This is a genomic window from Pseudoalteromonas sp. SG45-2 (assembly GCF_014164115.1).
Lineage (GTDB): Bacteria > Pseudomonadota > Gammaproteobacteria > Enterobacterales > Alteromonadaceae > Pseudoalteromonas > Pseudoalteromonas distincta.
Window position 1 is genome coordinate 12,418 of record NZ_JACJEO010000026.1, and the last position, 14,852, is coordinate 27,269.

11 protein-coding genes are annotated in these 14,852 nt (G+C 38.2%); 7 read left to right on the plus strand and 4 right to left on the minus strand.

Annotated features, from left to right (window positions below; genetic code table 11):
* The first annotated feature begins 73 nt into the window (after positions 1–73).
* Complete coding sequence (locus tag H5116_RS16995; protein ID WP_182716694.1) at positions 74–1,474, plus strand: M20/M25/M40 family metallo-hydrolase; 1,401 nt, start codon at positions 74–76, stop codon at positions 1,472–1,474.
* An 86-nt stretch (positions 1,475–1,560) separates the two neighbouring features.
* Positions 1,561–2,502: a tetratricopeptide repeat protein gene (locus H5116_RS17000; protein WP_024595164.1), complete on the plus strand. Its 942-nt coding sequence runs from the start codon at positions 1,561–1,563 to the stop codon at positions 2,500–2,502.
* Between the two features lie 33 nt (positions 2,503–2,535).
* Here the strand turns inward: H5116_RS17000 and H5116_RS17005 are convergent, their stop codons facing one another.
* On the minus strand, positions 2,536–4,497 hold the full coding sequence (locus H5116_RS17005) for a S9 family peptidase (RefSeq protein ID WP_024595165.1): 1,962 nt from the start codon (positions 4,495–4,497) through the stop codon (positions 2,536–2,538).
* An 83-nt stretch (positions 4,498–4,580) separates the two neighbouring features.
* Positions 4,581–5,486: a DUF808 domain-containing protein gene (locus tag H5116_RS17010; protein ID WP_024595166.1), complete on the minus strand. Its 906-nt coding sequence runs from the start codon at positions 5,484–5,486 to the stop codon at positions 4,581–4,583.
* A gap of 145 nt (positions 5,487–5,631) precedes the next feature.
* On the opposite strand from H5116_RS17010, the gene H5116_RS17015 reads away from it, so the two are divergent.
* The 5 genes from H5116_RS17015 to H5116_RS17035 all read left to right on the plus strand — a co-directional run bounded on the left by H5116_RS17015 (position 5,632) and on the right by H5116_RS17035 (position 10,949).
* Positions 5,632–5,913, plus strand: coding sequence for an MliC family protein (locus H5116_RS17015; protein ID WP_182696161.1), 282 nt, complete (start codon positions 5,632–5,634; stop codon positions 5,911–5,913).
* A gap of 66 nt (positions 5,914–5,979) precedes the next feature.
* Positions 5,980–8,010, plus strand: a complete 2,031-nt coding sequence (locus H5116_RS17020) for a methyl-accepting chemotaxis protein (RefSeq protein ID WP_182716695.1) — start codon at positions 5,980–5,982, stop codon at positions 8,008–8,010.
* Between the two features lie 71 nt (positions 8,011–8,081).
* A complete protein-coding gene (ubiD, locus tag H5116_RS17025) occupies positions 8,082–9,548 on the plus strand; it encodes a 4-hydroxy-3-polyprenylbenzoate decarboxylase (RefSeq protein WP_182712540.1) in 1,467 nt (488 codons plus the stop codon).
* A gap of 109 nt (positions 9,549–9,657) precedes the next feature.
* The gene (gene fre / locus H5116_RS17030) at positions 9,658–10,371 is read left to right on the plus strand and encodes an NAD(P)H-flavin reductase (protein WP_182694198.1); all 714 of its coding nucleotides are present in this window, start codon (positions 9,658–9,660) and stop codon (positions 10,369–10,371) included.
* Between the two features lie 167 nt (positions 10,372–10,538).
* Complete coding sequence (locus H5116_RS17035; protein ID WP_182716696.1) at positions 10,539–10,949, plus strand: CBS domain-containing protein; 411 nt, start codon at positions 10,539–10,541, stop codon at positions 10,947–10,949.
* 54 nt (positions 10,950–11,003) lie between these two features.
* Here the strand turns inward: H5116_RS17035 and add are convergent, their stop codons facing one another.
* On the minus strand, positions 11,004–12,005 hold the full coding sequence (add, locus tag H5116_RS17040) for an adenosine deaminase (RefSeq protein ID WP_039486862.1): 1,002 nt from the start codon (positions 12,003–12,005) through the stop codon (positions 11,004–11,006).
* A 127-nt stretch (positions 12,006–12,132) separates the two neighbouring features.
* On the minus strand, positions 12,133–14,820 hold the full coding sequence (locus H5116_RS17045) for a CHASE domain-containing protein (RefSeq protein ID WP_182716697.1): 2,688 nt from the start codon (positions 14,818–14,820) through the stop codon (positions 12,133–12,135).
* Positions 14,821–14,852: the final 32 nt, after the last annotated feature.

Below are 14,852 nucleotides of genomic sequence, written 5' to 3' on the forward strand. Positions count from 1 at the left end.
ATTCATCTCATCTATTTTTTATCATGTTTGTTACATGTTCTAATAGCGCTAATTATTAAAAAGGCTTACCCAAATGAAAAAATTAATTACCGCACTGCTGCTTACTAGCAGTATGGCTGCAAACGCTAACAACGCCGAATTTACCCAAAAGCAATTACAACAAGTCAATGAAGTGCGCACCTCTGCACTAAATAGTGATCTAAGCTATAAATTACTAGAGTCATTAACAACTGAGGTTGGCCCTCGCTTACCTGGTACTGAAAATGATAAAAAAGCAGTGGCATGGGCTAAAGCTAAATTTAATGAGCTTGGTTTTGATAAAGTATGGCTTGAAGAAGCGACTTTTCCTGAATGGCGCCGTTATAGCGAAAGCGGAAAAATACTAACACCAAGCGAGCAACCTCTACATTTAACTGCATTAGGTAACAGTATAAGCACGCCTAAAGGTGGGATCACAGCATCAGTAGTCTTGTTCGAAACACTTGATGAGTTAATTGCAGCACCTGCAAACAGCCTAAAAGGTAAAATTGCTTATATTAATTACCGCATGAACCGCGATATAGACGGGAATGGTTACGGACCTGCAGTAAAAGCACGTGGCACAGGCGCTATAGAGGCGTCTAAAAAAGGCGCTGTTGCCTACATGATGCGCTCGGTAAGTACTGGTTATCATCGTTTTGCACACACTGGCGGTAGTTACTACAAAGAAGGTGTTACAAAAATACCTAATGTAACCATTGCTAACCCAGATGCCGATCAAATAGCACGACTCATTGCTTTAGATAAAGACGTATCGGTAAATATTAATGTGCAAACCGAAAGCCTTGGTGAAGGCACTGGTTATAACGTTATTGGCCAATTTAATGGTACCGAAAACCCTGAGCAGTATGTATTAATTGGCGGGCATTTAGATTCTTGGGACTTAGGGACTGGCGCACTAGATGACGGCGCAGGCGTTGCACTAACAATGGCAGCCGCTAAACATATTAGCGATGTAAAGCGTCCTAAGCGAAGTATTCGTGTGGTACTTTTTGCAGCCGAAGAGCTAGGCCTTTGGGGTGCAAAAGCCTATTTTGCAAAGCATAAAAACGAGCTAAGCAATATTGTTGCAGCAGCTGAGTCTGATTTTGGCGCTGATGTTGTATATGCTTTTGAATCGAACGTAAGCGCAGAGTCACTTCCTGTAGTGCGTGCTATTGCAGAAGAACTTTCGCCGTTAAATATTGAGCATATTGGTAAAAACCAAGCGAATGGTGGCCCTGATCTAATTCCACTTAAAGCAGCAACCTCAGCACCTATTTTTGAACTTGCTCAAGATGGAACAGATTACTTTGATTACCACCATACAGCTGACGATACGCTTGATAAAGTAACACCTGCTAAGCTTCGTCAAAATACCGCTGCATATGCTGTATTTGCTCTAATGGCTGCCGATGCAAAAACAACAATTAAGCCTAAAGCTCAAAATAAGTAATAACAGACATACTTACTTACAGTTTGTAGCTTTAACTAACACGCTTCTTGTTTTACCTTTAGGTAATTAAACAAGGAGCGTGCTTTATGTTACTTTTCAACACGAGTGAATCATTTCCACATTTTGCACAAACAACACGCTGCCCTCATTGTCAAAGCGACGCCTACCATTTAGTAAATAAAAGCCGCTATTTACGATTTAGCATTTTACCTATGCTTGCCTTAAAATTAAGCTATAAACGCGAGTGCTATCAATGCGGAAAAAGCGAACCGGTTAAAATATCGCAACTACCGTTAATAGAAAAACTAAGCCTACCTAAATACTTTATTGGTGTATTTTTATTACTTTGGATTGTTTTATTTGTTTATCAACAGCACCTTAATAGCGAGACTCAAAAGAAAAACTATTTAAATACGCCTAAAATATATGATACCTACTTAGTACACGCCGACAAATTTACACACGAGCCTTGGACCCTAACCAATTTAAGAATTGCTCAAGTTTTAAATTTTGACGAACAATTTATTACCTTTCAGATAAGCAACTACAGCTATAAACGTAATAATAGTATTACTTTGGCAATGCGTACTAGCCAGCTAATTCAAGACAATTACTTTTCCACTAAAACGATCACCCTCCCTCGTGATGAAGTAAAGCGTTTGTATAAAGACGAAGCTATTTACGACGTACTGCGCCCTTATGCCAACATCCTTTATGGTGGGTTTGTGATGCATCCTCCCAAACCTAAGCCACTATATAAAGGCTTAAAGCTCGATAAAAACAATCAACAAGGCATTATTTATTTTAAAGATGGTTTGTTTGTTGAAGCATTTAATAGCTTTAAACAAGCTGCTGAATCGGGCTCTCAATGGGGGCAATTAAATTTAGCGCAAATGTATCGTGATGGTCAGGGAATAGATCAGGATCAACAGCAAGCTATTTATTGGTATAAAAAGGCCATTGAGCAAAAAAATACTAAAGCACAATTTGAATTGGAATCTCTTTGTAAAATAGCTAGCTGTGAATAAAGCAGCAAGTATGTTACTTGCTGCTTTAATATTTTATAACTCTAAATGTTTATCTAAAAAATTAATTACTTGTTTGTAGTAAGCAGTTCTGTGTTCTTCTTTGTAAAAACCATGGCCCTCATCCTCCAATAACACGTACTTATAAGGATGGTTAGCTTTTTTCAATGCAGCAATTAATGATTCGGCTTGTTCAATAGGGGCTCGTGCATCTTCACCTGCGTGAACTATGAACACAGCTGCTTTAAGCTTATCTATATTATAGCTAGGTGAAAATGCCTTCAAAAGCGTTTCATCAGTGCCTAAAACGTTTTCAAGATAGTTTTGTCCTGTACTACGCCCTGAAATATCACCTTCTTCAAACATTAGCGGTAGGTCATAAATACCAACTGTTCCAATTGCACACTTAAACATGTCTGGCTCTAAAATGGCGCTCTGCAAAGCTGAATAAGCACCAAAGCTTGATCCCATTATACAAATGTTGTTTTTGTTTACCGTTCCATTAGAAATTAAAAACTTAACACCATCAATAATATCAAACTGAATATCAGAACCCCACTTTTGGTAACCTGCTTCTTCGAAGTTTCGACCAAACCCACCTGAACCTCTAAAATTAACTCTTAGTACAGCCATTCCCCTACTTGCTAATAACTGTACCTCAGAATCATAACCCCAATAATCACGAGGGCCATGTGGACCGCCATGAGGCATTACAACTAGAGGTAAGTTTTTATCTTCAAGACCATTAGGAACAGTTAAATACCCATAAATAGTTAAACCATCCCGAGTTTTATATTGAATAGGTTTTGTCTTTGAAAGCTCATTTTCGTTCAGCCAGCCACGCGCTGAAAATAATATTCTTAGCTTATTTTGTACCCCATCGTATAAGTAATATTTACCAGGGTTGGTATCACTTGATGCGTAAATAACATTAATATCGCCATTAGAGGTGCTACTGACTAACTGCACTTGGTCGCCCTGCAATGCTTCTATCAAAGACTTTAAACGAACACTTTTATGAGAGTCTTTATCTATAAAAGCATAGTTTGGATAACCTAACTCACTTTCTATTGCAAATAATTCTTTTGAAGCTTCATCAACCCATACTCTTTTTGGAGATATATATTGTTCTTGATGAACTAATTCAATTTCCTTAGTATTTAAATTTAGTTTATATAACCCTTCAGCTTCGCCACCAACAGAAGCAGTCATATAAATGTTGTCACCAGACTTATCAAAAGCTTTTAGTCTAATATCGCCATAACTAACCTCTCTTAAATTTAATTTCTCCCAGTCACCGCCATCTTTTGCCTTAGTATGTATTTTTGCATCTATATAATTATCTGTAGATACTGAAACACGAACATTACCATCGTGGTCAGTTAAAAATTCAGCCATACGTGATGGAGACAAAGTAACTTGCTTCCTTTTGCCCGTATATACATCTACTTCATAGACAATAGTATGCGGCTCATTACTCGAGGTCCAAGGATAGGTAACTACTAACATTTTTCTTTTGTTAGTAACTAAGGGATCTAATACAAATGAAGTTCCGTATAAAGGAGTCTGCCTTTTAAGGCGTGTACCTGTTTGCATTTCACCATGGTAACCAATTAGATACTTACCTCTAGCCCCATTAGCATTTACGCCAAATATCTCACCATGATATTCAGGGTGGTCTTGCCACCCTTTTAAATACTCTTTAGTGACAACAACTCGTTCATTATTAACCCAATGATAATCACCAACTTGAGCATTTCCTTCAAAGGCAACTGCATGAAGCATTTTAAAGTTTTCAGTATCAAAAATAACAAGCGCATTTTTACCTGCAACTTTATTTATAACCGCTAAATACTCGCCGCCTGGAGAAATAGTAGCGTGATTAAACTCTTTATTTTTACTGAAGTACTCCACGGGGATTTGGGGCTGCTTTGAGAAGCTAAAAAAGCTTACAAATAACAGAAGTACTAACAAGTTACATCTTAAAAGAAAATTCATCATAATTCCCTGTATTAACAACAAGAAGTCATAATATATAAAGTCTTATAAAATGTAACGAAAATGATAACTAAATGTGTCTGCTATTTTTTAAATAACTTTGTATAACCTACATGTATAAGCACGACAACTAAGCCAGCAATCACGCCTAGCAAACCATCAAACAACAGAGGAGCTAATACTTCTCCTGTACCGCCAGCAACAGATTGGGCATAGTTTGTTACATCGACTTGAGTATGATGCAGTAACTCAACACCATGTACTAAAATCCCGCCACCTACTAAAAACATCGCGATGGTGCCCGCAAATGCTAAAAACTGCATCAACCTAGGCGCTGCTGCGAGTAAGCCTTTCCCAAGTAATTCTTTAAATTTATTAGCTGTTACCTTTGATTGGTTGAGTAAATAAAGCCCTGCATCATCCAGTTTTACAATACCTGCCACTAAGCCATAAACACCAATAGTCATTATAATTGCGATAACACAAAGCACTAAAGCTTGATTAAGCAATGTAGCACCAGCCACAGTACCTAAAGTAATCACAATAATTTCGGCAGAAAGAATAAAGTCGGTTCTTATTGCCCCTTTTATTTTTTGTTTTTCGTACTCAACTAAATCTAACTTTTCATCTTCGTCTACCGCTTCACTGTTATGAGGCAAAAACTTAGCAAATACTTTTTCAGCTCCCTCAAAACATAAAAACAAACCACCCATCATTAAAAGCGGTGTTATTAACCAAGGCAGCCATACGCTTATTAATAAAGCAGCGGGTACGAGTATCGCTTTATTTAAAAATGAGCCCTTTGCCACAGCCCAAACAACCGGTAATTCACGCTCTGCTGCTACACCTGTAACCTGCTGTGCATTGAGCGCTAAGTCATCGCCTAATACACCCGCTGTTTTTTTTGTTGCAACCTTACTCATTGTCGCAATGTCATCAAGTAAAGTGGTTATATCATCTAATAACGTTAAAAGGTTAGTACCTGCCATAAAGCTTCCGAGCTCAAAAAATATTGCTATAAACATAACTTAAAGCGCTACTTTCACCAACGGTTAATTTTGCTTTGTTATTCTTACATTAGATTAAAATTTTGCCCTATGTTTTAACTAACGCTTAAAGAAGATGGGAGGAAAAATGAAAGTATATTTAGCATTAATCGCTATTTTACTAAGCTTAACCGCTTGTAGTGATTTAAAAACCAGTACTGCTTACCAATGCGATGATGAGAGCGTAAAACTCAACATCATTAACAATTCTGAAGCCGAACTTATCTTTAACAATAAAGTGCATGTACTTAATCACGAAAAAAGTGCCTCAGGGAATAAATATATAAATGAAGAGGTACTGTTTTGGGGTAAGGGCAATGAAGCCATGTTAATCATTGCAGGTAAAAAAAGACAGTGCACCAAGGCCTAACATAAAAACAACCAATAAATTACAATAATGCTACAATAATTAAAGACCCATTATTGTGATGAAGTTATGCGTTCAATTGCGATCAAACATAAAATAATTTTAGCCTTTACAGCCATTGGCATATTGGTGCTAACAAGTAGTGTATTTTTTTATTGGTCATTAAACAAAATTAGCGTTAACAATACCCGAACCGAAAAATTAGCGGTTCCGGTACAACAGTTCAGCAAAGATTTAAGGCTATCATTACTGTCTATTACCAAATTTAACGCCTTAGCTTACAGCCAAGCAAACCTTGATTTACTTCAACAGAATAAAAAACAGGCGCAAGTTGAGCAACAACAATTTAGCGATATGCTCAATTCGTTAAGCACTCAACTAAATCAACAAATAACAATGCAAAATTTACTCACCAGTACCAACGCAGGTTTCGAGCAACTGACTGAAGTAAGTGTCGCAATGTTTAGCGCTAAAGAGCGTAAGTTTGTAGCGCAAAATTCCACCATAGAATTATCAGCAACGTTTAACGAGCAACTTTACAATTTAAGTTCTAACTTACTTGATATAGAACTTTTAGAAGTGCCTGTAAAACAGCAGGCGTTACTTAATGCTATGTTTGGAACAGCGACCCGTATAGACGATTTATTGTTTAACTTAAGTAATAATATAAAAAGCATTACTCAAACTACAAGTATCAATGATTTAAATAGCCATCAGCAAGATACTCTATTTCTACTAGATAACATCCAACCTAATTTCACCTATTTAGAGCAACAAGCGCTACCTTTTAATAATGCGTTTAATGCTAAAAATTTAACGGCTAAGTTTAATCAATTAAGAGAGTTACTTAACAACGATACAGGAATTTATGCCCAACAAAATAAAGTACTCAAAAGTACTATTGCTGCGGCTCAAAATTTTGAACACTTTCAACAGCAATTTATAACAACAGAAGATCAGCTTATTGAACTTAATAAATTGGCTGATGAGCGCTTTAATGCCTTACAAACTAATGCAAAGGCCGCCATAAATACAGGGATTAGTTCTGTAGTAATTATTACGATTGTTTTAATTATATTGATTATCGCTATCTCTATTTTTACAACTCGCGCAATGCTAAAACCGCTTAAAAAAGTAAACCGCGATTTAGCCCGAATCGCCTCAGGTGATTTATCAAAGCGAAGCCACCCACGTAGTAAGGATGAATTTGGTACTTTGCTAAATAACATAAATAAACTCAGTGAAGACCTTACTAACCTAATTGGTGCAATTAGTAGCGACGCCCACGAACTAGACAGCAGCGCTATTAAAACCAGTGAAAAAGGTCAGCAAATGACGGTTGTTGCACAACAGCAGTTAGAGCGAAGCGCGCAGGCAACATCGCTTGCACACAATATGCTAATCAACTCACAAGCGGTTTATGAACAAGCAGATAAAACATCAAGTGAAATAACAAACGCATCGCAATTTGCAAATGATGTAAACGAGATTGCTAATCAAAATAGTCTAAGTATAGAAACTTTATTGCAGCGTCTTGATAAAGCAGTAGGCAGCACAGAAGAGCTCGCACAGTACACTCAGCTAATTGAAGCCATTGTTGAAACAATTAGTAGCATTGCCGAGCAGACTAACTTACTTGCACTTAATGCTGCAATTGAAGCAGCGCGAGCGGGTGAAAACGGACGCGGGTTTGCTGTAGTTGCTGATGAGGTTCGATCATTAGCTGCACGTACACAAACCTCGACTAGCGAAATAAACACCATGATCCAAACATTGCAACAACACACTAAAACAACTCAAGAACACATTACTGATGGCCAACACCAAGCCAAGCAATGTGTTAAAAACAGCACTGAACTAAATAAAGCCGTAGAGCGTATTAAAAGCACATTGTTGTCTGTTAATCAGATGAGTGAGCAAATTGCTCATGCATCACATGAGCAATTGACTAACAGTGGCGACATTCAACAAATAATGGCAAAGGTGACAGAGCAAGCAACCTTGAATGCCCAAAACGCGACAACCCTAGCAAGCGAAAGTGAAGACGTAAACCAACTTGCACACTCTTTAACGAGTGCCGTAGAGCGCTTTAAGTTTTAAGTGCAAGTAATGACTTGCCTTGCATGAAATGGGTATAATACTTTAACTCTTTTGCTTAATAGCGGCCCACAATGAAATATAAAGATCTACGTGATTTTATCGATTTGCTTGAAAAAAAAGGCGAACTTAAACGTATCACCCAAGAAATCGACCCGTATCTTGAAATGACCGAAATATCTGATCGCACATTGCGTGCAAAAGGCCCTGCGTTATTATTTGAAAACCCAAAAGGCTACGATATGCCGGTGCTTACCAACTTATTTGGTACACCAAAACGCGTAGCAATGGGCATGGGCCAAACAGATGTTAGCGAGCTTCGCGAAGTGGGTAAGCTACTCGCTTTTTTAAAAGAACCTGATCCACCAAAGGGTATTAAAGAAGCACTAGGCGCTATACCTATTTTTAAGCAAGTGCTTAATATGCCTGCAAAAGAAGTTAAAAAAGCGCCTTGCCAACAAGTAGTTTTAGAAGGTGATGATGTAGATTTAACTAAATTACCTATTCAGCATTGCTGGCCAGGTGATGCAGCACCATTAATTACTTGGGGCCTTACCGTTACTAAAGGGCCTTATAAAAAGCGCCAAAATTTAGGTATTTATCGCCAGCAATTATTAGGCAAAAATAAAATAATTATGCGCTGGTTGTCACATCGTGGTGGCGCGCTTGATTTTCAAGAATGGTGTAAAGAAAACCCAGGGCAACCCTACCCTGTATCGGTAGCATTAGGTGCCGATCCTGCCACTATATTAGGTGCCGTAACGCCTGTACCTGACACTCTAAGCGAATATGCATTCGCTGGCTTATTACGTGGCAGCAGAACCGAAGTTGTAAAATCTATTTCAAATGACCTACAAGTCCCTGCCAGTGCAGAAATAGTACTTGAAGGTTACATAATGCCTGGTGAAATGGCGCCAGAAGGCCCTTATGGTGACCATACCGGTTACTATAATGAAGTCGATGACTTTCCAGTAATGACGGTCACTCATTTAACGCATCGTAAAGAACCTATTTATCACAGCACATTTACTGGCCGTCCGCCTGATGAGCCTGCTATTTTAGGTGTGGCACTTAATGAAGTGTTTGTGCCGATACTACAAAAGCAATTCCCTGAAATTGTCGACTTTTACCTTCCGCCTGAAGGGTGCTCATATCGTATGGCGATTGTAACAATGAAAAAACAATATCCAGGCCATGCGAAGCGCGTGATGATGGGAGTTTGGTCGTTCTTACGTCAGTTTATGTACACCAAATTTGTAATCGTCTGCGATGACGATGTTAACGCCCGCGATTGGGAAGATGTTATTTGGGCTATAACAACCCGAATGGATCCAGCGCGTGATACAACATTAATAGAAAACACACCTATTGATTATCTCGATTTTGCATCACCAGTCTCAGGTCTTGGTTCAAAAATGGGAATGGATGCTACCAATAAATGGCCTGGCGAAACCACCCGCGAATGGGGCGAGCCTATTGTTATGGATAAAGACACCAAAGACCGCGTAGATGATATTTGGGAAAGCCTTAATATTGTTTAAGTGTTTATATGTAAGTACATATCAGGCTATAAAATAACCCTGCAGATATGCTAGAATCTAGCTATTCGATTGCGTATCTGCTGTTACAAGCGCTGCTAAAAGGTAAAAAATGCAAACATTAAAAGCTGAAGTTGTAGCTATCAGCCCACTTACAGAATTTGTTCATAAAGTAATTTTAAAGCCACAACAACCTGTGACCTTTGAAGCTGGCCAATACATGCAACTCGTATTAGGCGAAAAAGACAAACGTGCTTTTTCTATAGCTAGTCGCCCTTCACAGTGCGATGCAATAGAACTGCATATTGGCGCCTCAGGTGCCGATTCGTATGCAATGCAATCGTTAGAGCATTTACGAAACGCCCATACCACAGGGCAGTTAGTAGACATTGAAGCTGGCTTGGGTATTTCACAGTTGCGCCTGCAATGTGAGCGCCCTATTATTTTACTCGCCGGTGGTACTGGTTTTTCATACGCAAAATCAATGGCTGATCATTTAGCTGAAATAAAATGCGAGCGCCCTGTATTGTTTTACTGGGGCGTAAAAGAAGAATCTGCTTTATATGCACATACAGAAATGCAAACATGGGCAGATAGCCATGAGAACTTTAAGTTTATTCCTGTAGTAGAAAATCCATCTGCTAATTGGCAAGGACACACTGGCTACGTACACAAAGCAGTAATGCAAGATATTGTGTCACTAGAACCATACGATATTTATATGGCAGGTCGTTTTGACATGATAGGTATTGTCCGTGATGACTTTATTACTCATGGTGCAATTCGTGAAAACATGTACGCAGATGCATTCGCATTTATCAAATAATTGAAATTTACTTTCAGTTATGAATAAAGGCACCTAATCGGTGCCTTTATTTTTATAACAACAAATATTTAATAGTTAAAACCTATCAACTCCATCAATATAAACAATTTCCTAAATCCCTATCTATAAACCATACTTTGTATAGAACATCAGCGGGAGAGACCCAAATGCTAAATACAAAAGTAAAAGATTTTATGCAACGCAAGTTGCCATATATCACACCAGATACAGAAATGACGACAGCCATAGCAGAACTACAAAAATTTAAACTACTTGGCGCACCAGTATTTGATAAAGATAAATACTTAGTTGGATTTATATCAGAGCAAGAGCTGTTAAAACCACTTACGCAAAGCAGTTATTTTTGTGATGGGATGGTTAAAGTCTCGCAGCTTATGCAAACAGAGGTAGTGACCGTTAGCGGCGATACCAACATTATTGAGCTTGCACAGCAGATGCAGCCTGGTAAACCAAAAAACTACCCTGTTGTAGAGGGTGTTAAAGTAATCGGTATGATCAGCCGAGCAGACGTACTTAAAGCGCTTTACGATAATTACATAAGCTGCCAAACACATTAAATTGCAGATACAAAAATGCCGCTTATATAAAGCGGCATTTTTAATGCTCTTAAATTAACGTGCGCTAACGAGTGCTAAAAGTTCTTTTTTATCGCCATCGCTTAAAAATGCTATTTCTAACGCATTTTTTTGGGCTTTTTCCATATCAGCTTGAGACAAGCCTGCTTTAGGTGCAGCAACGGTATATTCATACTCAATTTCAATACCTTCAACCGCAGGATCATCAGTATTAATACACGCTAAAATACCATGATCTAAAAACTGTTTAAGTGGGTGCTTAGTTAAATCGTTTACTGTACTGGTTTGAATATTACTTGTTAAGCATGACTCAATACCAATACGGTTATCGCGTAAATAATCCATTAGTTTTGGATCTTCAATTGCTTTAACGCCATGCCCTATTCTGCTCGCACCCAACTCATTAATTGCTTGCCAAATACTTGGAGCACCAAGTGCTTCTCCAGCATGGACAGTCGAAGCTAAATACGCATTTCGTACTTGTTTAAAGTGCTCTACAAACAACTCACCCGGGAAGCCAATTTCGTCACCGGCTAAATCAACAGCGACTAAATCATTTTTAAATGCGAGTAATGCATCAAGCTCTTTTTGACACGTTTTTACGCCATAAGTACGCGATAAAATACCAATCAAGTTAGCTTTTATATTTGCGCCCTTTGTTGCTGATTTAATACCATCAACAACTGCCTCTACAACGCCTTCTGGGTGTAAACCTTGGCTTTGTGCCATGTAGTAAGGGCTGAATCGAAGCTCCACATAATCAAGACCTTGTGCTTGTGCATCTTCAATGTTTTCAATTGCGATACGTCTACACGCATCGTAGTCGCCAAGCACAGTAACTCCCCAATCTAACTTTTGTAAAAAAGCCATGAGGTTTGGTTCAGGATCAATAACTTGAACATGAGGGATTAATGCTTCAACGTTATCTGCAGGTAGCTCTATATTAAACTGTCGACCAAGTTCTAATATGGTTTGCGCACGTACATTACCGTCTAAATGGCGGTGAATATCTAGCAAAGGTAATTTTCTATTGATCATAATAGCAACCCAGTTTAGTTAAATTTGCGCGCATGATACGCAGATACAGTTATATTTCAAGTCTATATGATTTGCGGTAAGTTTTAGCGGTCATATGTCTGCTTTTTGTGCAAAAAAATGATATAGCCTATTTTCCTGATAAGTGATGCCAAAGAGTTTTAAAAAGCGTATTTGCATCAATAGGTTTGGTAATATAGCCATTCATTCCACAGGCTAGTGCCTTTTTAACGTCATCGTCATGGGCGTTCGCCGATAGCCCTATTATGGGTAAATCAATTAACTCTAAATCACGACGAATTACTTTTGTTGCTTTGAGTCCATCCATTTTTGGCATTTGAATATCCATAAGCACAATGTCGTAGCTATTTTCGGCTAGCTTTTCTATGGCTTCAAAACCATCGTTAGCAATGTCGGCAATACAGCCTTTCGTTTTTAAAATAGCATTAGCAACATGCTGATTAAGTGGATTATCTTCTACTAAAAGTAATTTATAGCCTGTAAATGATAATGTACTTACGTCTATTTCGTTGTATTGCTGCTGAATTTGCCCTGCCTTTGGTAAAGGCGATATAAGCGGCAAACTAAATGTAAATGTAGAACCTTTGCCTTCATAACTGACTAAATCAATTGCACCACCCATTAACTCAACCAGCTTTCTGCAAATACTTAACCCTAAGCCTGTACCACCATATTGACGTGAGGTTGAGCTATCGGCTTGCGCAAACGGTTTAAACAATTGTTTTTGTGCTTCGCTACTAATACCAATACCCGTATCGTTAATACTAAAGTAAGTCATTTTTTTCGACTGCCAAATTTTCAGAGTGATCTCACCTTCCCCTGTAAATTTAACCGCATTATTGAGCAGATTCAGCAGCACTTGTTTTAAGCGGATTGGATCGGTATTAATGACCAAATTTGATGTTTTATCAAAATCGAGACTTAACTTTATTGATTTAATGTCAGCTTCAAACTGAAGTAAATTAAGCATTTCATCCGCTAAACTCGCTACGTTAATAGGCTCTTGCATTAAGTCTAGCTTGCCTGCTTCCATTTTTGAAAAGTCGAGCACATCGTTTAATACCCGCAGTAAAACACCCAGTGCTCCATCTGCTTGTTCAATGTAACTTCTAGCTTGTTGCCAATCATTCTGTTGCAGCGCTAAATAATGCAGCCCTTTTATACCGTTAATAGGGGTGCGGACTTCGTGACTCATGTTTGCTAAAAACTGTCCTTTAATATGACTCGCTTCATCTGCTTTTTGTTTTTCTTTGCGTAATGTATGTGTTTGCTTGGCCACTTGTTCGCGAATTTGTATGTTTGTACCTGTAACTGAAATCAAAAATGTAATCAGTAACCACACAAACAACATACCTACTATTTGTGCAAGCCAATATACTAACCAAGACGTTCTAACTATTGGCTCATATAACTCAACCTGCCACATACGTTTGCCAATCAACAATTGATATTCTTTAAATAGCGCTTGCGAATTAGCGGTATCTGCAATATAAATTGCCTGCTTTTTCCCTGGTACCGTTGTATCAAAAAAACTAGCTGAAATTGAGTTGTTGTGATCAAATAATAGTGTTTGCGATAAGCGTTTCAGACTGACTATCGCTGCCACAAAGCCTTGAAAATCATCTTCGGTAGAGGACTCTCTAAAAACAGGATATAAAAAAAGCACACCGTGTTCGGCTGTATTTTGGACCAAGTTAATTGGCTCACTTAGTGCAAGTTCATTAAGCTCTTTCGCTTTGCTAAGCGCTGCACCTCTTACTTTACTAGAAGCTAAATCAAACCCTAAAACATCTTCATTACCTTTTAAGGGATATACGTACTTTACTGGAAAGTAATTACTACGCGTACCTGCTGGTTGCCAAGCTCCATCTAGTGACTTTTCTTTTATATATAGAGGTTTGCCTGTGGCTGGATTTTCATGTGTTTCAAAATCTGCGAGTTTATTTGCTGGTATATAAGGTATCCATTCAAAAGCCAGAATTTCTTGGCTGTAGCCCAACTGCTTTGAAGTAAATTGTTTAAACTCTTTAAAATCCACGTCACTACTACTAGCAAAATATGTAGCTAATAAGCCTAAATGAGCAGTAATACCATCGAGCTTTTGGCTTATAGCATTTTGCACAGAAAGTATTTTGGCTTCTTGCTTTTGAATATCTTTTTCTTTTTTAACACTAGCAGCGCCATAAAAACTAACGCTGATCAGTATGTAAATTAATAGCGAGGGTAAAATTACCAGCATACGGTGGCGTACTTGTGTGTAATTAAAAGCGGCGAGTACTAAAGGTGTAAATATAAGTACGCCAATACTGTCGCCAATCCACCATGCTATAAAGTTATCAAAAATAGCATTGGTCGGAATCACATTATTCAATGCTAATAAACTTGTTCCTACACCTGCAGCAATAACACAACATATTGGCCCCGCTACTATTAAGCTTTGAACACTGTGTTTTAAAGAAGATAAATCCAACGGCGCTTTTATAACATTCACTATAATTTGTCGGCCAATCCAAGCCTGTAAAACAGAGGCTAAAGTAATGCCTATAGCTTGTAAAAGCACAATAAAATGAAAAATATCTACGGTGCGTTCAAGGTGAATTAAGTTAGTACAAAAAGCCCCAATAATAAGGCCAATAAATGACTTACGTCCCCAAATTAAAAAGCTCGCTAAAGCAATTCCTGAGGGCGGCCAGGAGGCGACCGCATAGCCATCTACAGAAAGAAGTGAGTTGCTAAAGTATCCTGTAAAGAAGTAAGCACAAGCCAAGCTAAGGGTTAATATTAAAAACTGTCTCAAAGCTTGTGCTCCTGAACTACAAAAAATGCTAT

Excerpts from the sequence above, each read along its gene's own strand:
- H5116_RS16995 (WP_182716694.1), top strand. The coding sequence starts at position 74 with ATGAAAAAATTAATTACCGCACTGCTGCTTACTAGCAGTATGGCTGCA.
- H5116_RS17000 (WP_024595164.1), top strand. The coding sequence starts at position 1,561 with ATGTTACTTTTCAACACGAGTGAATCATTTCCACATTTTGCACAAACA.
- H5116_RS17005 (WP_024595165.1), bottom strand. The coding sequence starts at position 4,497 with ATGAATTTTCTTTTAAGATGTAACTTGTTAGTACTTCTGTTATTTGTA.
- H5116_RS17010 (WP_024595166.1), bottom strand. The coding sequence starts at position 5,486 with ATGGCAGGTACTAACCTTTTAACGTTATTAGATGATATAACCACTTTA.
- H5116_RS17015 (WP_182696161.1), top strand. The coding sequence starts at position 5,632 with ATGAAAGTATATTTAGCATTAATCGCTATTTTACTAAGCTTAACCGCT.
- H5116_RS17020 (WP_182716695.1), top strand. The coding sequence starts at position 5,980 with ATGCGTTCAATTGCGATCAAACATAAAATAATTTTAGCCTTTACAGCC.
- ubiD (WP_182712540.1), top strand. The coding sequence starts at position 8,082 with ATGAAATATAAAGATCTACGTGATTTTATCGATTTGCTTGAAAAAAAA.
- fre (WP_182694198.1), top strand. The coding sequence starts at position 9,658 with ATGCAAACATTAAAAGCTGAAGTTGTAGCTATCAGCCCACTTACAGAA.
- H5116_RS17035 (WP_182716696.1), top strand. The coding sequence starts at position 10,539 with ATGCTAAATACAAAAGTAAAAGATTTTATGCAACGCAAGTTGCCATAT.
- add (WP_039486862.1), bottom strand. The coding sequence starts at position 12,005 with ATGATCAATAGAAAATTACCTTTGCTAGATATTCACCGCCATTTAGAC.